The following is a 25,224-nucleotide window of genomic DNA, read 5'->3' as shown; positions in this document are numbered from 1 at the left end:
GTATTACGTTGTACGTGTTACGTTATGGTGCAATATCAGAAAATATGCCGAATTGCAGGGAATTAATCATCACTTCCCAGGCAGATTGTAAGCGGAAGAGAATACCGGGTAGCTACCGGTTTGCCGTTCATCTTGCCAGGTGTCCACTTTGTTTTTTTGACTATATCAAACAGTCTGTTCGAAAGTAAATGTTCGTTACCGCAGGGATCTCTTACAACGGTTTCATTATCAATTGTTCCGTCTGCCTCGACAACAAAGGCAATAATTATCCTTCCGCCGGGTAATTCACAGCTATCGGGATAATGCAGCTTCCTGGCAATAGTACCGACAAGGTTTTCTACTCCACCCTTTGGCCTTGGCATTTCCTCTACAGACTCGTAAATGTGTCGTTGTGGTATTGGAAGAACTACCTTCTTATGCGCCACCACCTTTTTACTTTGGGCATGGCTGCTTGCAAAGGCAAAACATGTGACTAAAGTAAGCAGGAATATCTTCACGGTTTAAAGCATGGTTGGCGATATTTAAAGTTAACTACTTTTTATCACCAAATTGCATGAGGGTGGCATAAAACAAATAAGGCAAGCTAAATGCCTGCCTTATTAAATATGAGTTGTCATTAGTCCCTTTGCTATCGTCGAATTCCAGACTTACGAAGTAAACACTTCGTAAGTCTCCCGTCGTTTAATTCCGACGCAAAAGCTTTTTGACTTTTAACTTTTGAATTTTGACTTACAATTATAGCATCCCCCCATCAACCGGAATAACCTGCCCGGTAATATAGGTTGCCATATCTGATGCCAGGAAAACGCAGGCATTGGCCACATCTTCTGTTTCGCCGGCACGTTTAAGCGGGATGGCTGCAGCCCAGCCTTCAACAACTTTAGGATCTAAAACTTCGGTCATCTCGGTTCTGATGAATCCCGGTGCAACAACATTGGTACGGATATTACGTGAACCCAATTCTTTAGCCATTGATTTGGAGAAACCAATGATACCTGCTTTTGAAGCGGCATAGTTACCCTGCCCGGCATTACCCTGCACACCTACAACCGAACTCATGTTGATGAATACCCCGTTACGGTTTTTCATCATGATTTTTGAAGCAGCTTTGGTTACGTTGAAGATAGATTTCAGGTTAACGTTCATTACTTCGTCCCAGGCTTCTTCGGTCATGCGCATCAGTAAACCGTCTTTGGTGATGCCTGCGTTGTTAACCACGATATGAAGGGTGCCAAAATCGGCAATGATATCAGCTATCAATTTTTCGGCTTCGTCGTATTTTGAGGCATCGGAGCGATAGCCTTTAACCTGTGTGCCAAAGCTTTGCAATTCCTGCTCTAAAGCCTGCCCTTTTTCAACAGACGACAGGTAAGTAAAAGCTACATTAGCGCCGTGCTCGGCAAATTTTTCGGCTATTTTACGGCCTATTCCTTTTGATGCACCGGTGATAAGTGCGGTTTTTCCTTCTAATAATTTCATTTATGTACTATTTCGGGCGGTGAAGTTAGTTGTTTTAGTATCAAGTATCAAGTAGTTAGTATCAAGACTGGTTAGCGGCAGGTAACTGATGGATAACAATGGTGTTAGGGCAGCTTGCCATTCAATTTAAGCCACTAAAAATGAGCATAGTTGTGCCCTACATCTTTTTTTAATTTGTCTTGCTACTTGATACTTACTACTTGATACTATTTCACTACCTTTGCGGCTTAAAAAATCGCTGTAAATGAGCCAGTCTGTTCAAATAAAAAATGCTTTAATTTCTGTTTACTACAAAGACAATTTAGAGCCAATAATTCTCGAGTTAAACCGCCTTGGTGTTAATATATATTCTACCGGTGGTACCGAAACTTTTATCCGCAATTTAGGGGTAAATGTAATACCTGTTGAAGACCTTACCTCGTACCCGTCTATATTAGGCGGCCGTGTTAAAACCCTGCACCCTAAGGTGTTTGGCGGCATTTTGGCCCGCCGTAGCTTTGATAGCGACGAGAAACAGCTGGCCGAATACGAAATTCCTGAATTGGATTTGGTTATTGTAGATCTTTACCCGTTTGAAGAAACTGTACAATCTGGCGCAGGTGCCGAAGATGTGATCGAAAAAATTGACATCGGTGGTATTTCCCTGATCCGTGCCGGTGCAAAAAACTTTAAAGATGTAACCATCGTTGCTTCAAAAGACGACTACGGCATACTGGAAGACATCCTGAAAACACAGGACGGCGTTACCACTATCGATCAGCGTAAATCATTTGCGCAAAAGGCATTCAACATTACTTCAAACTACGATACGCACATTTTCCAGTATTTTAACCAGGAAGAGCCGCTGCCTGTATTTAAGCAAAGCATCCTTACCAGCCAAACCTTGCGTTACGGCGAAAACCCGCACCAGAAAGGCACTTTTTATGGTAACCTGGATGCCATGTTTAACAAACTGAACGGTAAAGAGCTTTCATACAACAACCTGGTAGATGTTGACGCCGCTGTTGCGCTAATTGACGAGTTTACCGGCGAGCCAACCATCGCCATATTAAAACATACCAATGCCTGCGGTATTGCTTCCCGCTCGTTCATTAAAGAAGCCTGGATAGATGCATTGGCTTGCGACCCGGTTTCGGCTTTTGGTGGTGTAATTATCGCTAACGATGAGATAGACGCCGCTACCGCTACCGAAATTGACAAGATATTTTACGAAGTGCTGATTGCGCCTGCCTATACAGACGAAGCAGTTAAAATATTGCAGGCTAAAAAGAACCGTATTATCTTAGTTCGCCAACCGGTTGAATTACCTGTTAAGCAGTTTAAAACCTTGCTGAACGGTGTTATTGAGCAGGATAAAGACGCAGTTATTGAAGGCCCGGCACAAATGACCCCGGTTACCAACCGCAAACCAACTGAGCAGGAGCTGAAAGATTTGTTTTTTGCCAATAAAGTGGTAAAACACACCAAATCAAACACCATCATATTTGCCAAAAACGGCCAGCTGATGTCAAGTGGCGTTGGGCAAACCTCAAGGGTTGATTCATTGAAGCAGGCTGTTATTAAAGCCAACAGCTTCGGCTTCGATCTGAATGGTGCAGTGATGGCGTCTGATGCGTTTTTCCCGTTCCCTGATTGTGTGGAACTGGCTGCCGAAGCTGGTGTTACTGCTGTATTACAACCAGGCGGATCAATAAACGATAAACTATCTGTAGCCATGTGCGATGAAAAAAACATCTCGATGGTAACAACAGGAGTGCGTCATTTTAAGCATTAAAGTTTGAGTTGATTAGGTTGATTGAGTTGGATTAAGTGAGTGGTTTAAAAAAAACAAGAGCGAGTATAACAACTCAATCAACCTAATCAACCCAATCCAACTTAATCAACCCACGCAAACAATAAATATTAATTTTTAACGCTTTTAATTGCAAGTATGTAATTTTATTAAGCGTATTTTTATAAACTTTGCAGATTATTTCAAGGGAAACATTAGATGGGTTTATTTAACTTTTTTACACAGGAAATTGCTATAGATTTGGGTACTGCCAATACCCTCATTATACATAATGATAAAGTTGTTGTTGACGAACCGTCCATCGTGGCGTTCGACAGGACTACCAACAAGGTTATTGCCATTGGGCGCCAGGCCATGCAAATGGAGGGTAAAACACATGATAATATCCGTACTGTTCGCCCGCTTAAAGATGGTGTAATTGCCGACTTTAACGCTGCCGAACACATGATACGCGGTATGATCAAAATGATAAACCAGGGTAAAGGATGGTTCTTCCCATCGTTGCGTATGGTTATCTGTATCCCATCGGGTATTACCGAGGTTGAGAAACGCGCGGTGCGCGACTCGGCCGAGATTGCAGGCGCCAAAGAGGTTTACCTGATACATGAGCCAATGGCTGCCGCGGTAGGTATAGGCATTGATGTGGAAGAGCCTATGGGTAATATGATCATCGATATTGGTGGTGGTACTACCGAGATTGCGGTTATCGCGTTATCGGGTATCGTGTGCGATCAGTCTATCCGCGTAGCGGGTGATAACTTCGACTCGGATATTGTACAATACATCCGCCGCCAGCACAACATCATGATTGGCGACCGTACTGCCGAGAAAATTAAAATTGAAGTTGGCGCAGCACTGCCCGAACTGGCAGATCCACCGGCTGATTTTGCAGTACAAGGCCGCGATTTGATGACCGGCGTGCCAAAACAGATCATGGTATCGTATACCGAAATTGCACATTGCCTTGATAAATCTATCTCCAAAATAGAAGAAGCGATATTAAAAGCGCTGGAAATTACCCCGCCCGAGCTTTCGGCAGATATTTACCAGACTGGTATTTACCTAACTGGTGGTGGTGCCCTATTGCGCGGCCTTGATAAACGTGTAGCAGCCAAAACCAAACTGCCCGTTCACGTAGCCGAAGACCCCCTACGGGCCGTAGTACGTGGCACAGGAACCGCCCTTAAAAACATAGGTAATTTTAAATTTTTAATGCAATAGTTGATCAATGACTGAATTATTGAGTTAGTGAATTAGTGATTTTTAATTGCTTTTTCAATTCAATAATTCAGTTATTCACTAATTCACTAATTATAAAGCGATGCGTAACCTCTTGATATTTATCACTAAGTATAACGCGTTTTTTTTATTCCTGATTTTTGAGGTGAGCGCGCTGCTTATCTACATCAAATACAACTCTTTTCAAAAGGCTACTTTTATCAGTTCGCAAAACCAGGTTACCGGCAGTTTATACGGGCAGGTAAGCGAGTTTAAGGGATATTTATCTTTAAAGGACGTAAACGACAGTCTTGCACGTGAAAATGCAAGATTACGGGGAATGCTTAAAACATCATTTTATGTTGATACTACCGAAAAGCATAAAGTTGTTGATACTGTTTACAAGCAGCAATATACTTACCTGGTAGCCCGTGTTATCAATAATTCAACCAATCAATCCAATAATTACATCACCATAAACAAGGGCAGCAGGGATGGCATAGCCAAAGATATGGGTGTAATTTGTGGTGCCGGTGTAGTGGGTATGATAGCCGACGTAACAGACCATTACGCTATTGTAAAATCATTGCTGCATTCAAAAAGCCAGTTTAGCGCTATGCTGGTAAAAGATAAATCTGTTGGCTCATTTATATGGGGAAACGATCTTAATCCGCGTAAGGGTTTACTAAGCCTGCAAAATGATGCCAAACCCACCCTGGGCGAAATGGTAGTAACATCAGGTTATTCGCTTTTCCCAACCGGGATCCCTTTTGGCAAGGTAACCAACCTCCATGCCAAAGAAGGTGGCTTGCTGCTTAATGTAGAGGTTGGCCTTTCGGTTGATTTTAGCAAACTGCAATACATATACGTAGTAGTTAACAAATACGCACAGGAACAAGCCGGATTGGAGGCCGCAGAAGTCAAATAATGGGCCGCACTATCATCATCAATGTAATCCGCTTTTTGTTATTGGTGTTTATGCAGGCATTCCTGCTCAAAAACATCACTTTTTACAACCTGTCTACTCCTTACTTTTATATCCTGTTTATATTGCTGCTTCCGTTCGAGACACCGAATGTGTTGCTGTTTGTATTATCATTCCTGTTAGGCCTTACAGTAGATGCATTTTACGATACTCCCGGTCTGCACGCCGCCGCTTGTGTGGTGCTTGCCCTGGTGCGCATCCTTTTCATCAATATAACCGTGCAAAAAGAAGGGTTTGACAACGAGCCTGAACCAACCCTGAGCATTATGGGCTTCAGGTGGTTTTTCACTTATGCGGTGATACTTACGTTTGCCCATCATTTTTTCCTGCTAACCCTGGAAGTATTCCGGTTTTCTGAAATACAATACACACTAAGCCGTGTTGTTTTAAGTTCAATATTTACGGTATTTTTGATACTTGTTTCGAGCCTGCTATTTTTCAAAAGGAAAGAACGTAAATGAATAATTTTTTCGAGCGTCGCTACGTTATAACCGGCATTTTTGTTACTATAATTTTTACGCTGCTGGCCAGGCTTTACTATATCCAGATAGTTGACGACCGCTACGCTATTTACGCTACCAAAAACGTTATCCGTAGTTTTATCCAATACCCGGCCCGCGGGCCCATTTTAGATAGAAATGGTAAAATACTAGTACAAAACGTGCCTATTTACGATATCATGGTAACGCCCAAAGATGTAAAGCCCTTTGATACCGTTGCATTTTGTAACCTGTTGGGTATTGATAAAGCCGGCTTTGACAAGCGCTGGATAAAAGCCATCAAATATTCGCCAAATAAAGACTCCCCTTTTGAAAAACAAATATCGGCCGAGCGCTTTGCTTCGATACAGGAAAAAATAAATGATTTTGTTGGCTTTTATGCCTTGCCCCGCACAGTACGTACCTATCCCGATTCGGTTGCAGCGCAGTTTTTAGGTTATATTGGTGAGGCACAGGACCGCGATATCAAGCGCTCAAATGGCTATTACCGGCTGGGCGATTATATTGGTATAACCGGTGTGGAGAAAGCTTACGAAAATGTTTTACGCGGGCAGCGCGGTGTTAAAAACATGATGGTTGATTCGCGCGGCATACAAAAAGGCTCTTTCGCAAATGGCGCTTTTGATACGGTAGCCCGTACCGGCGAGCGGCTTACGTCCTCGTTAGATATAGAATTACAAAAGCTGGGCGAACAGCTGATGCAAAATAAGCTGGGCAGTATTGTAGCCATTGAACCATCAAGCGGCGAGATCCTGGCTTATGTAAGCAGCCCCAGTTACGACCCTAACCTGATGGTTGGCCGTGAGCGCGGTAACAACGCTGCTAAAATGTATAACAATCCGTATAAGCCATTTTTCATCAGGCCTATACAGGCTCAGTATCCGCCAGGCTCATCATTTAAGCCGTTAAGTGCTTTGATAGCTTTGCAGGAAAATATCATCTCCCCCTCAGAAACATACTATTGCACCGGGCATTACAGGGCTGGCAACCGGCTGGTGCCATGTAACAATGGCGAAGCTCACGGTACCGTTAACATGGGCAGGGCCGTAGCCGAATCCTGTAATGGTTATTTTTCGATGGTGTTTCAGCGGATATTGGAACGCAGCGGAGCAAAATATACTGAAGCCGAATTTACAAAATGGAGGGCCAACGTGATGAAATTTGGTTTAGGTGCCCGGCTGGACCTGGATATGCCTGCCGAAAGCCGCGGAAACGTACCAACACCCTTACATTACGACAATGTTTATAAAAAAGGTGGATGGCGTGCCAGCACCATCATTTCTTTAGCAATAGGCCAGGGCGAGCTATTGGCGACCCCATTACAAATGGCCAACCTGGAGTGTACCATTGCCAACCATGGTTTTTTTTACAAACCACACCTCATTAAAGCCATTGGTACCGAAAACGTAATTAAGGCCGAGTATACCAAAAGAAACTATGTGGGCATAGATTCGCAGTATTTTGAACCCGTTATTAACGGGATGCAGGCCGTGGTTGAAGATGGAACCGCCCGCCGGTCAAAAATCCCTGGCATTATCATGTGCGGTAAAACGGGTACAGCGCAAAATCCCCGAGGCGAGGCTAACTCGGTATTTGTGGCTTTTGCACCTCGCGAGAACCCTAAAATAGCCATTGCCGTTGTTGTAGAAAACTCGGGCGAGGGAGCACACTGGGCTGCCCCTATTGCCAGCTTTATTGTCGAAAAATATTTAAGAGGTAAGATAACACCGCGTGAATCAGGTATTACGGTTGATTATTTTGCCAATGCCAACCGCATGCCCGATTTGACGCTTTACGCCCTGGATTTGAAAAAGGAACGCATGCGCGATAGCATCCGCGCGGTGAAGGCCGACTCGATAAAAAAATTCAAAGCCGATTCCATAAAAAAGGCAGCGCGCTTAAAAACGGCAAACAATAACAAACCGAATAGCTGGGGCAGTTTATTAGCAGGCAGGGGGGCTGGCAAATAGCATGAACAACAACAATAATAATCAGCGCAGCTTCTTTTTTAATGTTGATTGGGTAACGGTGTTCCTATATCTTATCCTATGCACTATAGGTTGGTTCAACATTCATGCCGCCGTTTTTGATGAAAGGCATCCAAGCATAATAGATGGGGCCACTAATTATGGCAAGCAATTTATATACATCATTGTGGCTGTAGTAATTGGTATGATCATCCTGCTGTTAGAAAGCCGCTTTTTTAGCGCCCTGTCTCCGGCTTTTTATGCCGTAACTGTGCTTTTGTTAATAGTTGTACTGGTTGTTGGCCGCAATGTTGGCGGTAACCAGGCCTGGATAAGCCTTGGCGGTGGTTTCAGGCTTCAGCCGTCGGAGTTTGCCAAGTTTGCTACCTGCCTATTATTGGCCCGGTACCTGAGCGGGCCGAATATCCGCGTTACCGATCCAAAATCTTTTATGGCGGCGGGGGCTATCATTGGCTTGCCGATGATATTGATTATGCTGCAGCCGGATACTGGCTCAACACTGGTATTTTGTTCGCTTATCTTTGTACTCTACCGGGAAGGTTTATCACCGTACTTCCTCATCGTAACCGGTTTGCTGATCACACTTTTTGTGGTGGCCCTACTGTTTAATCCCTTGCATATCATCATTGCATTGGTGGCATTTACTGCCCTGGTTATCTTTTTATTCAGGCGTAACCGCAAACTCATCAGTACCATGCTAATAGGGCTTGCTATCTCCATCACGTTTGTATTTAGCGTAAAGTTTATTTACACCAATGTTTTAAAACCCCACCAAACAGACCGTATCAATATCATTTTGGGCATCACTACCGATTTAAGGGGCAAAGGATATAATGTAAACCAATCAAAAATTGCCATAGGGTCGGGTAAAATGTGGGGCAAGGGTTATTTACATGGTACCCAAACCAAATACTCGTTTGTGCCCGAGCAAAGTACCGATTTTATTTTTTGCACCATAGGCGAGGAATGGGGCTTTGCGGGCTCGCTTGTGTTATTAGGCCTCTATATTTTCCTCATTCTCCGGGTTATCTTTATCGCCGAGCGACAGCGATCTCCATTTTCGCGCATCTATGGTTATGGCGTGGCATCAGTACTCTTTTTCCACGTGGTGATCAATATTGGTATGACAATAGGGATAGTGCCGGTTATAGGGATCCCGCTGCCATTTATAAGTTACGGGGGGTCGTCGTTATTAAGCTTTACCATCCTGCTTTTCGTACTCATTAAGTTCGATTCCAACAGGATGGGGATTATTTAAACTGCAAAAAAAGCGTTTGGATAACGAAAGCGTACTAATAACACATATTTTCAGTATTCTTAAAATTTCTAATCAAAAAACATCTGCACACCTGAAATTTGCATATCTGTACATCGAAAAACTATTCTTCATAATTTTTTCCCCTGTTTTCCTTTTTTGCCGATTGTCTCTTTTTGTTGTCAAGGCGGGCGGCTTTGGCGGCCTTGCTTACTTTGGTGGGTTTACGCACTTTTTGTACCTGCAGGGCGCGACCTAAAAGGGCAATCAGCCTTTCAACCGCTTTTTCTTTATTAAGGTATTGGCTGCGCTCTTCATCGCAAATTACTTGCACCAGGCCATCTTTATTTGATCGGTTTTGCAATTTGCCCGTAAGCAACGCTTTCTCATCTTCAGTAAATAATGCCGAACTGGCAACATCAAACAAAAGTTCAACCTTGCTTGATACTTTGTTAACGTTTTGGCCCCCCTTACCCCCGCTGCGTGACGTTTTGTAGTTTATTTCTTTTTGTAAATCGGCTTTATTCAGGTTCATTTTTCAAATGTAGCTTTTTTAGGTTGATTAGGTTGATTAGGTTGATTAGGTTGATTAGGTTGATTAGGTTGATTAGGTTGATTAGGTTGATTAGGTTGATTAGGTTGATTAGGTTGATTAGGTTGATTAGGTTGATTAGGTTGATTAGGTTGATTAGGTTGATTAGGTTGATTAGGTTGATTAGGTTGATTAGGTTGATTAGGTTGATTAGGTTGATTAGGTTGATTAGGTTGATTAGGTTGATTAGGTTGATTAGGTTGATTAGGTTAGAATGCGCCAAAGCCGGCATTGTTTTAAATTTTTGAACTTTTTTAACTTAGTCAACCATTCACTAAATCAACTCAATCAACCTAATCAACTACTCACTCAATCAACTTATTCAACCATTCAACAACCAACAATCAACAAAAATCGTTATTTTAGCCACTCTTATGAACAACAATATCGTAGTAGCAATTGATGGTTATTCATCATGTGGTAAAAGCACTTTAGCAAAGGCTTTAGCAAAAAAACTTCATTTTATTTATGTAGATAGCGGCGCAATGTACCGTGCCGTGGCTTTGTATTTTCTGCGTAATAACATCGACCTGACCAATCATGAACAGATTGCCGAAGCGCTGAACAACATCCACCTTAACTTTCACTCAAGGGATTACAAAACACATATCACCCTTAACGATGAAGAAGTATCTGACGAGATACGCCAGATGCATGTGGCCGACAAGGTAAGCACCATAGCGGCAATACATGAAGTGCGCGTTGCTATGGTAAAACAACAGCAGCGCATGGGCAAATCAAAAAACATCATTATGGATGGCCGCGATATTGGCACCGTTGTGTTCCCGAATGCGCAGGTAAAGCTGTTTATGACTGCCGACCCAAAGATTCGCGCCGAGCGCCGGTATAAAGAACTGTTGCCTACCAACCCCGAAATAACCTTAGAAGAAATTTTTGATAACCTGGCCCACCGCGATTATCAGGACACCACCCGCAAGGAAAGCCCGCTGACACGTGCCGAAGATGCTATTATTTTGGATAATACAGACCTGAGCCCAGACGAACAACTACTGTTTGCCCTGAGCCATATTGAGCCTTTCCTGGCCGATTAAATATTGACATTAGCATTGTCCGGAACAAAAATTGGCCGGGCAATGCTAATCTTCTGTAAACCTCACCGTTGGTACCCCAAAACGGTTTAAAAAATCAACGCCTTCGTCGCTGCCAATGCCTTTATATTCGGCGTACGATTTATCAAAATAAACCTTAGTTATGCCCGCCGAATAAATAAGTCGCGCACAAGCAATACATGGCGATAGTGTGGTATACAACGTTGCCCCTTCCAGCTTTGCGCCGCTTTTAACGGCATATAAAATCGCATTTTCTTCGGCATGCAACGCCAAGGAGCAACTTCCTTTTGAATCGCGTGCGCAGCCTTGTTCCGGCCATTCCTCGTCGCAGTTATGCGTACCCGCAGGCGGGCCATTGTAGCCTATGGATATAATACGGGTATCACGGGTTAAAACAGCGCCCACGTGGGCTTTAACGCAGTGTGAACGCTTAGCCAGATCGGTTGCCAGGTTCATGAATATCGAATCGAAACTTGGTTTCATAGTTAAGTCATTAGGTCATTAATGCCATTGGGTCATTAAATCATCTGAAAATGACTTAATGACCCAATGGTTTATGACGGTTTTAAAAATTAGTGGCCTGCTGCAACCTCAACATGGTCAAGGTCGATACCCTGGCTACGCAGCTCGCGGCTTACTTTCCAGGCAAAATAAGCAAGGTAAGCAAAGCCTAACACAGGTACAATATAGGAGAAGTGAATACCGCTCATGCCCGGTATAACGTTACCTGCGCCATCAGCTACTTTGCCTTGTAGCGGAGGGATAATAGAGCCACCTAAAATCATCATGATCAGGAATGCAGATCCCTGACTGGTGTATTTTCCTAAGCCGGTAATAGCTAAAGAGAATATGGAAGGCCACATGATAGAGCAGCACAACCCACCGCTGATGAAAGAGAATGTTGCAACTTTACCCGTTGTAAATAACCCAACCAACATAAATGCAACGCCTAATAAACCTAATACAGACAGGGTACGTGTAGGTTTTTGCTGACCGATAAAGAAGGCAACAATCAAGATGGCTACACAAGCCGCATAACCATACAGGTTGCTCACATTTACACCAGTGGCGGCATTTACTAATAGTACTATACCAAATGCTATAAAAGGAATAAGAACTGTTAACACATATTTAACCGTTTTAGAAAGGTTAAACGCGCCTATCGCACCGGCGAAACGGCCGATCATTAAGCTACCCCAGTACAATGAAATATAAGGCGCAATGTCCGATTCTTTGAACGATCCAAACTCAGGTGTTTTTAATAACGATCCCATATTGCTTTGAATAGTAACCTCGGTACCTACATAAGTAAATATAGCCAGCATACCCAAAATCAATTGCGGATACTGCATAGCGCCCCAGCCCTCTTTACTTTGTTTAGCGGCAAAAATAGTCCCCACCAACGTCAATACAATAATAGCCAATGAAGCATACACAAAATACTGACTTTTTATATAATCTGAAGATAGCAGCTTATTAAGATAGGTACTCAACGGATCGGCGGCTAAAATTAAACAGAATGCCAAAAACATAATTAAAAGCGGTGTATTTGCCTTGGGGCTTGCCTCAATTTTTTCATCGCTGGTAACCTTTGGCAAATTTGAAAACCAAAAGAAGATAGCTACAGCAATAAATAAACCGGCAAGCATGTAGTAAAGGTTGTTCACAGAAGAAATTTGTACATTCTTTGCCTCTATTTTGGCCGCTGCCGAGCCAAATAAAATAATACCCACTACTACGGGGCCTAATAAACCACCAATGTTATTAATACTACCTGCAAAATTTAACCGGTTTGAACCTGTTTCGGGCGGCCCCAAAGCAACTACAAAAGGATTGGCAGCTGTTTGCTGTAATGAAAAACCAACCGCTATAATAAAAAACACCGTTAATATTAAACCAAATGATCCCGATGCAATAGCCGGAATCATGCCGATTGCGCCAATCGCAGAAATTACCAGGCCTAATATGATACCATTTTTATACCCCATTTTATTCATGATATCAACTTTGCTGAAAGATGAAGCAAAGTACAGGATCAATGAACCTATGAAGTAACCACCATAAAATGTAAAATCAATCAACTGCGATTCAAATTGGGTTAAATGAAAGTGTTCTTTACAAAAAGGTATGAATACACCGTTGGAGGCAGCTAAAAAGCCCCAAAAGAAAAATACAGTTATAAGCGTATAAAGAGCCGAACTGTAACTTTTAGCATTGTTTTGTTCCATTTTTAAATTAGGTTATACAGAATAGATTTTGAATCGTTAAACATAATTGATTTTTTGTAAAACTGGTCATACTATTTTAAATTAAAATAAATCACAATTTTAAGTTTCGTTGTTTATGAGATAAAATTGCATATTCGCATTGTTCAAAAATGAACAAAGCCTAACTTAATGATAAAAGCCATTATTTCGGGAATTGGGTTTGGATTGGTGTTGACGGTTATTACTGGCCCGGTCTTTTTTGCTCTTATTAAAACCAGCATCGAAAAAGGTTTTCATGCGGGTGTAGCCCTTGCCCTCGGTGTTGTTACCAGCGATGTAGTATTTGTTGGCGCCTTACTTTTCGGTTCGCAATATATAGATGTATCTGATCATACTAAACTGATTGCAGGCGTTGTTGGCGCCGTAATATTGTTTACCCTTGGTTTATACTATTTGTTTAAAAAGGCCGAAGTAAACTACGACAATAAAGTACCAACCGGCATCAACCGCGCAGGCTACTTTTTAAAGGGCTTTTTGATGTGCATCTTTAACCCCACCCTGTTATTCCACTGGACAGTTGTTATCGGCGCTGCCAGTACTACTTTCCTGGTTGGCACCCCCCACCGCTCATTCCACATAGCCGTTATGTTTTTAACTATCCTTATTGTGCAGTTTGGCATGGATACCACTAAAGCCTTTTACGCCGATAAGCTGCGCGATAAAATATCGGTTAAACTCATCCACCGCCTCAACGAAGTGGCCGGCATAGCGCTTATAATAGCCTCGCTGGTATTGATTGATAAGTTGGTTACCCACTTTGTTTTCGCGGCACCGCCAGGGTCGTGAAGCCCCCCAGCCCCCTGAAGGGGGAGTTTTTGAATTGCGAAGTGTCCTATCAAACACCATTACCGGGGCAATTCAAACACTGAAAAATATCCTTGAACTCTTGCCGGTTACTAAATGGCTCGAAACCAGCATTTTTAATATCCATGGAAACGATATACCGTTTCAACTCCTTGTAGTTACTGTGATAGAACTCGGAAAGCTTCGCTATTTTCTTAGAACCTACCATCAAATATAAGTACTCATAACTGCCGCTTTTTGAGGATAAGATCGACGTCTTAAAACCGGAGATATCACCCAAATCAAAGCGTCTGCTGGTTCCCAATCCCAAATATCTTTTTATAACAAAAGTTCGGCCCTTTATTTCAATACTTATTGTCTTAGTCCGTAATTCACCAAAAATCAACCAAACCCATACGAATACAAAAAACGAACTGAAAAATATAAATGGGATTAAACTCATCGTTGAATTTAATACTTTCCCAGATAGCACCATAACCACGAGAACTGTAGACAGCGGCCCCAAAAAGCCTAACAAGTAGGCTATGAATCTAAATTTTGATTTCATTAAAAATTCAATTCAATAAATAGACCACAATATAGATAATTAAGATTTAACGCCTTCAACAAAAAAAGGCGATGAATCTAAACTCATCGCCTCTATTATATTTCCTCCCCCTTCAGGGGGCCGGGGGGCTGCTCTTACATATAAGCCCTTTGGTTTTTACCTTCCATCCAGTTAACAAAAGCGCGGTTAACAACTTTATTGCCGCCTGGGGTTGGATAATCGCCGCTAAAGTACCAGTCGCCGGTATGGTCGGGGCAGGCAATATGCAGGTTATCTAAAGTTTGATAGATAACTTTCACTTCGCATTTTATTTCTTTAGGAGTAATGATCTGCGCTATACGGTCAGATACCTGCTGATCGGTAAATAGCTCGTATATCGCCTTTACGTGGTTCTGTACTTTTTCTTTCGGCAACTTAATGCTGTCTTTACATTTCTGGTAAACGTCAAGGATAACATCTTCCCTGTCCATTTCCTTTAACAAGCTGATGGCTGCTTCAAAAGCAACAAACTCACCCATGCGCGACATATCTATACCATAACAATCCGGGTAACGGATTTGCGGCGCCGATGATACCACTACAACCTTGGTTGGGCCAAGCCTGTCCAATATCTTCAGGATACTTTGTTTAAGTGTAGTACCGCGAACAATCGAGTCGTCCAGAACAACCAGGGTATCGGTGTTACGTTTTATTAAACCATAAGTGGTGTCATAAACGTGGGCAACCATTTCGCTGCGGTCGGCATCCTGGGTAATAAAGGTGCGCAGCTTAACATCTTTAATAGCAATTTTTTCAACCCTTGGGGCCATTGCCAGTATTTCGGTAAGCTCTTCGTCGCTAATTTTATCCTCGCGGCTCAGTAGCTTGTCGCGCTGGTATTTTTTTACGTATTTGTGCACGCCCTCAACCATGCCATAAAAGGCAACTTCGGCAGTATTGGGGATGTAGGAGAACACGGTATTTTTGATATCATTGTTAACAGCGTCCAATATTTGCGGGCAAAGCAGCCTGCCTAATTGTTTACGCTCACGGTAGATAGATGCATCGCTGCCACGCGAAAAGTAAATACGCTCAAACGAGCAGGATTTCTTCTCTTTAGGCTCACTAAACATAGTCTCGGTTATCTTCCCGTTCTTTTTAACAATAAGCGCGTGGCCAGGTTTAATCTCCCTGATCTCCTCCATAGGCACGTTAAATGCGGTTTGGATAGCAGGGCGTTCTGATGCTGCTACAACAATTTCATCGTTGTAGTAATAAAATGCCGGGCGAATGCCAACCGGGTCGCGCATTACAAAGGCATCGCCATGGCCCAGTATACCGGCTATGGTATAACCACCATCCCAGTTTTTGGCCGATTTTGTTAAAATTTTGGCAACGTCCATGTCATTAGCAATCAGTTTGCTAATCTCCACGTTATCGTCTAATCCTTCGCGTTTGTACTGGTCAAACAAGCCCTGGTTTTCGGTATCAATAAAGTGGCCCATTTTTTCGAGCACTGTAATGGTATCGGCTTGCTCTTTCGGGTGCTGGCCCAGGTCGTAAAGTTGCTGCAAAAGCTCATCAACATTGGTCATGTTAAAGTTGCCTGCAATAACCAGGTTCCTGGTTTGCCAGTTGTTTTGGCGCAGGAACGGATGGCAGCTTTCGATAGAGTTTTTACCATGGGTACCATAACGCAGATGCCCTAATAAAACCTCGCCGGTAAAGCTTACATGTTCTTTGAGCCACTCGGCATCCAACATTTTTTCGGGGGTTTCTTTCTGAATCTCCGCGAATTTCTTCTGGATGTATTCAAAAATATCAGCAACGGCGTTTGAAGCCATTGACCGGTGACGACTGATGTACCGCTTGCCCGGGGCAATATCTAATTTAATGGTAGCAACACCTGCGCCATCCTGGCCGCGGTTATGTTGTTTCTCCATTAAAAGGTAAAGCTTGTTCAGGCCGTACAGCGCAGTTCCGTACTTTTTCTGATAAAAAGATAGTGGCTTTAATAAGCGGATAAATGCCACACCGCATTCATGTTTAATCTGATCGCTCATGATTCGGAATGAGGCTGCAAAGGTATCATTTATAATGGACTCTTTATAAAATCATTTGTCATTAAATAGTAGTTTAAACATCTTTTTAGATGTGCAGATTTTAGATTACAGATGTGCAGGTGTTTTTGGCTGATTATTCGTCAGAATCATTCTTTTTCAGCAGGGTAAAATGATTGCGTGACCTCAATCAACCCTACAATATGATCGTTAAATTCTTCCAGCTCTTCGGCAGGCACCCAAAGTTCGTTATGGATTGGGCCTCCAACATTTTCAACATTATATTTTGCCAGGAATACGGCAGGTAAACTAAACTTAGTTACAAAACCCGAACCGGATGCGGGTACATTCCAATCCCTTGCTATCTGAATAGCATAAGCTTCATTCATCACCGGGTAAAAAATAGGCTGCTGGGCCAATCGCTTCGGAAACCTCTTAAATCCTGATTCTTCTATCAGCTTTAATTCCCTTGGCCCCACCGGACGCCATAATGTTGCGAGTTCTTCTTTTTGCACAAGGTAAATTTAGGGAATTTTGTCTGAATCAGAATTTACAGAATTTTAGAATTTTCAAAATAACGCGGCATTCTGTTAATTTTTTAATTCTGTAAACGGCGTAGCCCTCTTGAACTCCTTAAAAAAAAATTAAATGTGAAAAATTCTGATTCAGACAACATCCGCACATCTAAAATCTGTAATCTGCACATCTATCATCTACCTCGAAAAACCTACCATCCTATGTAAAGCCACCGGGTCATAAACCCTGCCAGCTTTAATCACAACCGATACTTTGCGGATATCGCTGATATTTTTTAAAGGATCGCCATCTACCAGTATAATATCCGCCTGCTTACCCGCTTCAATTGAGCCGGTTTGTTTATCAATGCCCATGGCCTGGGCAGGTGTAATGGTAGCTGTTTTAATGGCCTGGGCGGGCGTTAAACCCGCCAATGCGTATAGTTCCAGTTCCCTGTACAGGCTAAAACCAGGGAAACCCATATCGGTACCAGCTACGATAATAACGCCTGCATCATACAGTTTTTTTACAGATGTAACCATGCCTTGCATCACAGGCCGAAATTTTGTCGCATTGGCCGGTTCCATCCCCATGTTTTTAAACAGCGTTTGCAATGGGGGCGGTAATGTGTTGTATGCCGGCTCCAGGTTTGTGATGCTATCTTTTACATTTCGAAAGGCAAGTTCAAAGACACCCAAAGTGGGGTCTATCACCACATGATGGTCTTTAATAAATTTGATTGCCGCCACGCTTACCGAATCATCAAAATCTACAGATCTGTCTTTATTTCTTTTTAAAATGGCGTAAACATATTGCTCGTGGTTTACCATGTTCATGCCCGAGTCTACCCCCTGCTGCAAGGTCATTCCGTTAGGGATGTGGCCGGTTACTGTTAAGCCCACTTTATGGGCTTCATCGCAAATAGCCTTTACTATTGAAGGTTTTACCGAGCTGTAAATTTTTATCTGCGCAAATCCATTTTCTTTATAACGGTCAACCGCTTTTATGGCTTCTTCCTTTGTATCTGCCTGTATAATACCCAGCGACATTGGACCCTTGCCGTCAATAATACCTGCTTTCAGGATATTTGGCCCAACACCTTTGCCGCCATCTATGGCACTTTTTATAGCATTAATATATTCAAATTCGTTGCCGCAGTCCCTAACCGTTGTTACACCGGCTGCCAGGTAGGCCGGGCCCCACTCTGCCTGTTCAAAATGCGAATGCATATCCCATAAGCCAGGTAAAATACTTTTACCGTTGGCGTTTATTACTTTGGCGCCGGCAGGTATTTTAACACTGCCCGCTTTACCTGTCATTTTTATCAGGCCATCTTCTATCAATACTACTGCGTTGGGCATACTGGTGCCGGTATTTACATCAACCAGGTTCCCCCCGGTAATGGCAATCACCTTATTAACCACCCCCGTAGGCGCTGCTGCCTTAGCGAAGATCTGCATACCGTAAACCGCCGCTTTGCTAATCAGTTCGGGCAACAGGCTCTCATATTCCTTACGCACCGACTCCAGTTTGTCGCCTTCGGCATCATTGGTGATGAGGCAAATGAGTTTACCACCGGCATCCGCCCAAATCAGTTCGTTGCCCCAAACCAGGCCGCTTACGGTATATCTCTCAAGCAGCAATTGCTTACCGTTAAAAGTCAATTGATCTGTACCGTCTTTCTTTATTTGTACCGAGCCAAAGGGCAGGGTTTTCATAGTTTCCGGCTGCTTATTCTTTTTCCAGTATTGCAGCATTGCTTGTTGTACCAATGTAGGTGAGTAACCGGCCACGGGAAAGCTAAGGCGCCGATGCGTTTTATAGCTGGTAAGTTTTTCATCAACCTTAAATACAACACCGTCATTTAAAACCCTTACCGAATCGTCAATTGTCGAAAACCTGGATGTTTTTCCTTTTACAACCAGTTCGAGCGGGTTACCTGTAGCAGTTAACTTTAAACTGGCTTTCAACGGCACAGGGGAACCCCGGTCGACAAACTTAAAATCGACGGCATACTTAATGGAGTCCTTATATTTAGTTACCCAATAGGTTTCTTTACCAATATGCTGCGCAAATTTATGCAGGAAGAAAGTCCCGCTATCAGTTGGTAAAACAGTTTGAGCCTTTACATTAAAAGCCAGCGCTAAAAGCGGGACAAACACAATGTTTTTTTTCATACGGCAGGTGGATTCAGATAAACTAAGTTATTACTTAATCCCTGATGTTGCAATGATTGAAAAGCAATACAGATGTGCAGATGCCCCGTCTGTCATTTATTTCTGAATCAGAATTTACCGAATTTTAGAATTTTCAAAATAACGCTGCATCGTGCTAATTTTAAAATTCTGTAAATTCTGATTCAGGCAACATCTGTAATCTGCACATCTAATACTTAATATCCCTGAAAGTTATATTGATCCTGGGCCCTGGCTGCCTAGCAGTTTTGGGTACCTGGTGCAGCCAGTTATGCTGCGTAGCGCCCTGCATTATAAGCAAGCTGCCGTTATTAAGGGCGATAGAAACTTTAGCGCTCTTTTGTTGCTTGTGTTTAAATTGGAAAGTGCGGGTAGCACCAAACGATGCCGAGGCTATAACAGGATTGCCGCTCAATTCTTCTTCATCGTCGCTGTGCCAGCCCATACTGTCGCCGCCATGGCGGTAGTAGTTAAGCAGGGCCGAGTTAAATTGTTTACCGCATTGTTGCTCAGCAGCCTCCTTTATCTGCCTTAACAATGGCGTAAATGGAATGGGTGTATTTACTACGCCGGAGTAGGTGTATTCCTGGTCGCCATCGGCATACCAGGAAGTAAGCCGCGGGAAGTTGACCATTTTACCATAGATCTTCATCTTGTCCTGCTTCCAAAGGATGCTGTGTTTTAGCTGTTCAAAGATATCGAGGCTACCCTCCTCTTCATAAAAATTGGGATACAGATAAACCTCACCATCAAAAGGTAGCATATTTTGATGAGCCGCTGTAAACATTCCTAATTGATTATCTGAAAACATATTTTTAAAATTGAGTCAAGAGCTAAGAATCAAGAGTTAAGACAAAAACACGTATTAACACCACTTTATAGACAAGTGTATTGTCAATACGTTTAATAACATAATATTTTTATGACTACGCGGCAATCATCGCCCCCTGTGTCTTGACTCTTGACTCCCTCGCCGCCACTAAATAAAAAAAATCCGGCTTCTCAGCCGGGCTTTCGGGTTTATAGATTTGGTTTGAAATTCAAGATTAAAGTTTTTCGCCGTGCTGGCTGATATCCAGCCCCACAATTTCATCCTCGGCAGATACCCGGAGAGGCGAGATCATATCTGTTATTTTAAGTAATAACAACGATCCGAAAAACGCGAAGACAGATACGCCTACCAGCGCTAATAACTGCACCAAAAACAAGTGCGTTTCGCCAAAGAAAAGGCCGTTGCCGGTAGTATTTGCAGCATTTACGTGCTGATTGGCAAAAACACCGGTTAGCAGCATACCCACCATACCACCTACCCCATGGCAAGGGAATACATCAAGTGTATCATCAATGGTAGTGCGTGTACGCCACTCCACAACCAGGTTACTGATTACGGCCGATATAATACCGATAGCCAGCGAATGGGGAACAGTTACATAACCTGCAGCCGGTGTAATGGCCACAAGGCCTACTACCGCTCCTATACAGGTACCCATAGCCGATGGCTTGCGGCCAAGCAGCATATCAAAAAATATCCAAGTAATACCACCCGCAGCCGAAGCTGTTGTGCTGGTTGCTAAAGCGGTTACTGCCAAAGCATTGGCACCAAAGGCCGAACCGGCATTAAAACCAAACCAGCCAAACCATAAAAGCCCGGTGCCTATCATTACATAAGTAATACGGGCAGGCGAATGATTGGCCTCATTGCGGCGTTTTAAATATAATGCAGAAGCCAGGGCGGCCCATCCGGCCGACATGTGGACTACCGTACCGCCAGCAAAGTCAAGCACGCCCAGTTTGGCCAGTATTCCATCGGGATGCCAGGTGCAATGCGCCAGCGGCGAGAATATTAAGATGGAGAACAATACCAAAAAAATAATGTACGAGTTAAAACGGATCCGCTCGGCAAAGGCACCGGTAATTAGCGCCGGGGTAATAATGGCGAATTTTAACTGGTACATAGCAAACAATAACAAAGGTATGGTTGGCGCGGCTTTCCAGGTGGCGTTGCCCAGCATCCCCTTCATCATAAAATAAGTAGCAGGGTTGCCAATCAGCCCATGAAAACTCTCGCCAAAGGCCAGGCTAAAACCAAAAATGCCCCAAAGTACCGTGATGATAACCATACAAACAATGCTTTGCAGCATGGTCGAGATCACGTTTTTTTTGTTGACCATACCGCCGTAAAAGAAAGCAAGCCCCGGTGTCATGATCAAAACAAGCGCTGTCGACATCAACATCCAGGCTATATCCCCGGTATTAAAATTGGGGTTTCCGGAGTTTTTAAACTCGACTGATGGAAATAGAAAAGTAAGCGTAAGAATTATAAGTATAATTAGAAAAGGAATATACCGCTTCATTTAATTTAAGACTTGTTAAAAAACAGCCTAAATTAATATTTTTCCGCCTATAAAAAGAAGATTATGTTAATTTTATATTAAATAGATAATAAAAAATTAAGTTTACAGGTATTTTAAAACGAAATCCGGAAAAACTCCCAGCAAAATCAATATAAAGCTTATAATTACAACTAAAATGAGCAGATTATAGGATTTTCTATATTCAATATCCTGATTTTCTGACCTTTTCAGGAATAAATTAAGCGGAATTTTAATGTAGTAAAACAAGCTTACTACTGTTGTTAAAGCCCCGGTAGCCATCATCAGCATCAGCCAGATGCTATGATTTTGCTGATATAGCCCGTACACCGCCGAAAACACAAACACCTTACCTGTAAAACCGGCACTCACCGGCAAACCTGTAAGCGATATTAATATAATAGTGAAACAAACACCGGCAACAGGGTACTTTAAACCAAGGCCTTTATAGTCGTCCAGGTTTTCGGCGCCCATTACATTGGTAAAATAAGTTGCCAGCACCAAGGCGCCAATATTGGCCAATGCATAAACTAACAGGTAATAAGTTAAAGCCGAGATCCCTTGCTGGTTAAGTACCACTACTGCCATCAGTGCGAAACCGGTATGGCCAATGCTGGAGTAAGCCAGCATCCGTTTAATATTGCTTTGCAATACCGCGGCAAAGTTCCCCGCTATCATGCTGATAATACCCGCCGCTGACAGCACAATAACCAGATCGAACCCAGTATTGGTACCCAATAGCATAAAAGGAGGTAAAAGGTTGACCAATAAAGCAAACGCGGCAATTTTGGGTAAAGTTGACAGGTATGCCGTAACCGGCGTTGGTGCGCCCTGGTATACATCGGGCACCCAAAAATGAACAGGAACAAATGACAGTTTAAACCCTATGCCCACCAACACCAGCACAATTGCAAAGGCCGAACTGAGGTGATTAACCTTTAAAAGCTCCATAACGGTATTGTGCTGCAAAATATCCAGCGAACCGCTAAACGCATATAACAACGACATACCATAAAGCATAATGGCCGACGATGCTGCCCCAAACAGTACATATTTTAAGCCCGCCTCGGTACTAAAGGCGTTCTCGCTACGATAAGCTACCATCAGGTATGATGCGATAGAAACCATCTCTATCGCGAGGTAAACCGACAGCAGGTTTACCGCCATCACCATTAAATGCAGCCCGAATATGGATGCTATGGTGATGGAATACAAATCTGATAAGCCTTTTTGGTGGCTTTTCAGCTTCTCATCCCACGTAAAATATAACAGCAGGATAAAGGCAAGCAAATCGATGATTACTTTAAACCACAGTCCGCTCCGGCTAAGGAGCATCATTTGGCTAAACAGCAGGTGCGGGCCATCCAATATCAGCCCAAATTGCTTTAAATCGGCAAATACAACCAACAGTACGCCTGTGACGGCTACCATGCGGCAATAACCGGCAGATGTTTTACCAAACAGCAAATCGGTTATCATCACAAACACAAACAGCAAACCCAGGTATGCTTCGGGCATAAAATAGTGCAGGCTGATAATTACCTGGGTTAGCTGTTCGGATATGTTACTGAGCAGTTGGTGCATTTATATTATTGAACTATTACTGATTGATTTTTGGGGTACTTAACCTGGTACTTTAACTGCACCTTTTTATCATCCTGCGAATTTAACACGAAATTCCATGAAAGTTTGCCCGTATGCGCATCCAATTTTGCACCGGATGTTTCCTGCACATCCACCTGGATATCGGAATTTTGCGAAACGGGCACCTGGTCTTCTACCAATAAATTAACCGGCTGGCTTTTGCGGTTTTTAGCTTCAATGAGCCAGTTGCGGGTCTCTTTTTTGTTAGATCCAAATACCTGCCTGCCGGCCATTTCTTTTTGCAGGGTCCGGGTAACCACTATATTTTTATCGTTACCCAACGAAAGATTAAGCGTATCGGTAGTGGCTTGAGTGTTAATTAACGATTTACCGATGAAAGTTCCTTCAAAAAACAAACTGGCTTCGCCGGATAAGAAATTGTATTTATTCCAGTTGGTAAGCTGAGCGGTTAAAAACACATCGGTGCTTATTTTGGGTGCAACGTAGTACTGGTAACTGGCTTCCAGGTCAAACTGGCCGATCTCTACCATATATTGCTTGCCATCGGTTGGCACGGTGTACAGGTTGGCGATGGCAAATTCTACGTTGGTTTGGTTTTCGATTTTTTGAACCTCTATCGGTGTAGTAGCGTAGGTAGCTGCGCCCCTGATCCGTAGTTTATCCTTTGATCCCGGCGTAACACTCACTCCGGCAGCCCGTCCCTCAAGGGAGTTTGAAACACTGCCATACCCAACAACCACAACTTCGTTCAGCGCATTATTGGCAGGTTTTAGCGCCACACTTATTACTGCCGCATTAGCCTGCCGCTCCATTGTTTCAAAGCCAATGTAACTATAAGTAAGCGTTGGGTTACCGGCCGGTACCTGGATATCGTAATTACCGTCTTTATCGCTTATCGTCCCTATCGATGTTCCTTTTACTCTTATAGCTACACCAGGCAAGGGTTGCCCACCATCCTGCTCAACAATTCTGCCCGTTACTTTAGTAATATTGCCGGCAGCGCCTGAATAATACATGCCAAAATTTAAATAATCCGGACTAAGCTCAGGCTTACTGCCGCTCAGGGTCGGGTTACCTGTTGACAGGGTGATTTTGATGTTTTTCCATTCTTCGCCGCTTTGCTGCGATACATTGGCTTTATAAGTTATGCTGATAGGGCTGTTTACATTTTTGGCCCTGATATCATAAACCGGGTACCAGCTGGCGGTATGTACCACATAGTTGATGGTAAATGCAGACTGCAGATCGGTTTTAGACGATACCGTAACCAACACATTACTGGTAGTGCTGCGGCGGCCTTTAACAATATCGACAATTTGCTTATCATATTTTTGAAGCTCGAGGTTTAGCAGTGCAACCTGGTCGGCCACAGCTTGTTGTTTTTGTTTGATCTCGGTTAGGCGGGCTGTTTGAAAATCAAGCGCCTGTTTGAGTTTTATAATGTCGAGCCCATTTTTTTCTCCGCTGCCAACTTGGTTTTTTGATAGCATATCGGCCTCTTCCTGGTAAATAGGGAGCAGGCTGTTTTGTAGGGATATTTTATCCCTGATGAGTTTTTGCTGGGCTTGCAGGTCGGTAATTTGTTTTTGCTTTAGTTCTTCGTTTAAAAAATCAAGCTCGTGCTTAACCGAAAGGATGGTAAAGTTGCCACCGGCGCTCACCTGTAAGCTTTGCACATCCATATCTGCCGATAGGTTGTTGACTACCAGGGTAGATGTGCCCGCGCTTATGTTTACCTGCGCGGTACGTCTTACCTGCGCACCGCTTAAAAACACGGTAACTTTTTGAACTTTCGAGGCAATTTTTTGCCCTTCGTCGGCTTTGGAGGCAATAGCTATAAATAAAAAAATAGCGGTTGATAGTTTTTTTAACATAACGTCTTCGGTTAAATGGATACTTGCTGTTAGTTTTCCCCCATCAGCCTCAAAGGGCGTTGGGTAAACTAAAGATGCAGCGGTATGCATTTTTCCATAAAAGAATTTATGCTGATACACTATCAA

General features: G+C 43.1%; 20 protein-coding genes. 8 read left to right on the top strand and 12 right to left on the bottom strand.

The window, feature by feature from the left end; genetic code table 11:
• Positions 1-62: 62 nt before the first annotated feature.
• Both PQ469_RS05730 and fabG read right to left on the bottom strand, forming a co-directional pair.
• Complete coding sequence (locus PQ469_RS05730; RefSeq protein ID WP_274212074.1) at positions 63-497, bottom strand: energy transducer TonB; 435 nt, start codon at positions 495-497, stop codon at positions 63-65.
• 238 nt (positions 498-735) lie between these two features.
• Positions 736-1,479: a 3-oxoacyl-[acyl-carrier-protein] reductase gene (gene fabG, locus PQ469_RS05725; protein ID WP_274212073.1), complete on the bottom strand. Its 744-nt coding sequence runs from the start codon at positions 1,477-1,479 to the stop codon at positions 736-738.
• A gap of 244 nt (positions 1,480-1,723) precedes the next feature.
• On the opposite strand from fabG, the gene purH reads away from it, so the two are divergent.
• The 6 genes from purH (at position 1,724) to rodA (ending at position 9,220) form a co-directional block, all read left to right on the top strand.
• Complete coding sequence (gene purH, locus PQ469_RS05720) at positions 1,724-3,253, top strand: bifunctional phosphoribosylaminoimidazolecarboxamide formyltransferase/IMP cyclohydrolase (RefSeq protein WP_274212072.1); 1,530 nt, start codon at positions 1,724-1,726, stop codon at positions 3,251-3,253.
• A gap of 216 nt (positions 3,254-3,469) precedes the next feature.
• Positions 3,470-4,492: a rod shape-determining protein gene (locus tag PQ469_RS05715; protein ID WP_090651245.1), complete on the top strand. Its 1,023-nt coding sequence runs from the start codon at positions 3,470-3,472 to the stop codon at positions 4,490-4,492.
• Between the two features lie 100 nt (positions 4,493-4,592).
• Positions 4,593-5,417 carry a rod shape-determining protein MreC gene (gene mreC / locus PQ469_RS05710; RefSeq protein ID WP_274212071.1) on the top strand — a complete coding sequence of 275 codons (825 nt, stop codon included), beginning with the start codon at positions 4,593-4,595 and terminating at the stop codon, positions 5,415-5,417.
• The gene (locus PQ469_RS05705) at positions 5,417-5,935 is read left to right on the top strand and encodes a rod shape-determining protein MreD (RefSeq protein WP_274212070.1); all 519 of its coding nucleotides are present in this window, start codon (positions 5,417-5,419) and stop codon (positions 5,933-5,935) included. The genes mreC and PQ469_RS05705 overlap by 1 nt, the downstream gene beginning before the upstream one ends.
• Positions 5,932-7,944 carry a penicillin-binding protein 2 gene (mrdA, locus tag PQ469_RS05700; protein WP_274212069.1) on the top strand — a complete coding sequence of 671 codons (2,013 nt, stop codon included), beginning with the start codon at positions 5,932-5,934 and terminating at the stop codon, positions 7,942-7,944. Before PQ469_RS05705 ends, mrdA begins: the two co-directional genes overlap by 4 nt.
• A gap of 1 nt (position 7,945) precedes the next feature.
• On the top strand, positions 7,946-9,220 hold the full coding sequence (rodA, locus tag PQ469_RS05695) for a rod shape-determining protein RodA (protein WP_274212068.1): 1,275 nt from the start codon (positions 7,946-7,948) through the stop codon (positions 9,218-9,220).
• A gap of 121 nt (positions 9,221-9,341) precedes the next feature.
• On the opposite strand, the gene arfB is transcribed toward rodA, so the two are convergent.
• Entirely contained in the window at positions 9,342-9,752 is a 411-nt protein-coding gene (gene arfB, locus PQ469_RS05690; RefSeq protein ID WP_274212067.1) for an alternative ribosome rescue aminoacyl-tRNA hydrolase ArfB, read from the bottom strand.
• Positions 9,753-10,183: 431 nt separating this feature from the next.
• Between arfB and cmk the strand changes: the two genes are divergently transcribed.
• Positions 10,184-10,861 (top strand): (d)CMP kinase, encoded by a 678-nt coding sequence (gene cmk, locus PQ469_RS05685; RefSeq protein ID WP_090651251.1) that lies wholly within the window; start codon positions 10,184-10,186, stop codon positions 10,859-10,861.
• A 45-nt stretch (positions 10,862-10,906) separates the two neighbouring features.
• On the opposite strand, the gene PQ469_RS05680 is transcribed toward cmk, so the two are convergent.
• Together PQ469_RS05680 and PQ469_RS05675 are read right to left on the bottom strand one after the other, a co-directional pair.
• Positions 10,907-11,362 (bottom strand): deoxycytidylate deaminase, encoded by a 456-nt coding sequence (locus PQ469_RS05680; RefSeq protein ID WP_177183861.1) that lies wholly within the window; start codon positions 11,360-11,362, stop codon positions 10,907-10,909.
• Positions 11,363-11,451: 89 nt separating this feature from the next.
• The gene (locus PQ469_RS05675) at positions 11,452-13,107 is read right to left on the bottom strand and encodes an MFS transporter (protein ID WP_274212066.1); all 1,656 of its coding nucleotides are present in this window, start codon (positions 13,105-13,107) and stop codon (positions 11,452-11,454) included.
• A 168-nt stretch (positions 13,108-13,275) separates the two neighbouring features.
• On the opposite strand from PQ469_RS05675, the gene PQ469_RS05670 reads away from it, so the two are divergent.
• The gene (locus PQ469_RS05670; RefSeq protein WP_090651254.1) at positions 13,276-13,932 is read left to right on the top strand and encodes a LysE family translocator; all 657 of its coding nucleotides are present in this window, start codon (positions 13,276-13,278) and stop codon (positions 13,930-13,932) included.
• Between the two features lie 699 nt (positions 13,933-14,631).
• On the opposite strand, the gene PQ469_RS05665 is transcribed toward PQ469_RS05670, so the two are convergent.
• From PQ469_RS05665 to PQ469_RS05635, 7 genes are all read right to left on the bottom strand, one after another.
• Entirely contained in the window at positions 14,632-16,539 is a 1,908-nt protein-coding gene (locus PQ469_RS05665) for an amidophosphoribosyltransferase (RefSeq protein WP_090651255.1), read from the bottom strand.
• A gap of 146 nt (positions 16,540-16,685) precedes the next feature.
• Positions 16,686-17,051, bottom strand: a complete 366-nt coding sequence (locus tag PQ469_RS05660; protein ID WP_274212065.1) for a hypothetical protein — start codon at positions 17,049-17,051, stop codon at positions 16,686-16,688.
• Between the two features lie 198 nt (positions 17,052-17,249).
• Complete coding sequence (locus tag PQ469_RS05655; RefSeq protein WP_274212064.1) at positions 17,250-19,229, bottom strand: amidohydrolase family protein; 1,980 nt, start codon at positions 19,227-19,229, stop codon at positions 17,250-17,252.
• A 208-nt stretch (positions 19,230-19,437) separates the two neighbouring features.
• Positions 19,438-20,058 carry an alpha-ketoglutarate-dependent dioxygenase AlkB family protein gene (locus PQ469_RS05650; protein WP_274212063.1) on the bottom strand — a complete coding sequence of 207 codons (621 nt, stop codon included), beginning with the start codon at positions 20,056-20,058 and terminating at the stop codon, positions 19,438-19,440.
• 235 nt (positions 20,059-20,293) lie between these two features.
• Positions 20,294-21,601, bottom strand: coding sequence for an ammonium transporter (locus PQ469_RS05645; protein WP_274212062.1), 1,308 nt, complete (start codon positions 21,599-21,601; stop codon positions 20,294-20,296).
• A 102-nt stretch (positions 21,602-21,703) separates the two neighbouring features.
• Entirely contained in the window at positions 21,704-23,203 is a 1,500-nt protein-coding gene (locus PQ469_RS05640) for an NADH-quinone oxidoreductase subunit N (protein WP_274212061.1), read from the bottom strand.
• A 5-nt stretch (positions 23,204-23,208) separates the two neighbouring features.
• Positions 23,209-25,218 carry a DUF4139 domain-containing protein gene (locus PQ469_RS05635; RefSeq protein ID WP_274212060.1) on the bottom strand — a complete coding sequence of 670 codons (2,010 nt, stop codon included), beginning with the start codon at positions 25,216-25,218 and terminating at the stop codon, positions 23,209-23,211.
• Between the last annotated feature and the right edge of the window lie 6 nt (positions 25,219-25,224).

Source organism: Mucilaginibacter sp. KACC 22773 (assembly GCF_028736215.1).
Lineage (GTDB): Bacteria > Bacteroidota > Bacteroidia > Sphingobacteriales > Sphingobacteriaceae > Mucilaginibacter.
Note: the sequence above shows the minus strand (reverse complement) of the source record. Positions and strands in the feature narration are given on the sequence as shown.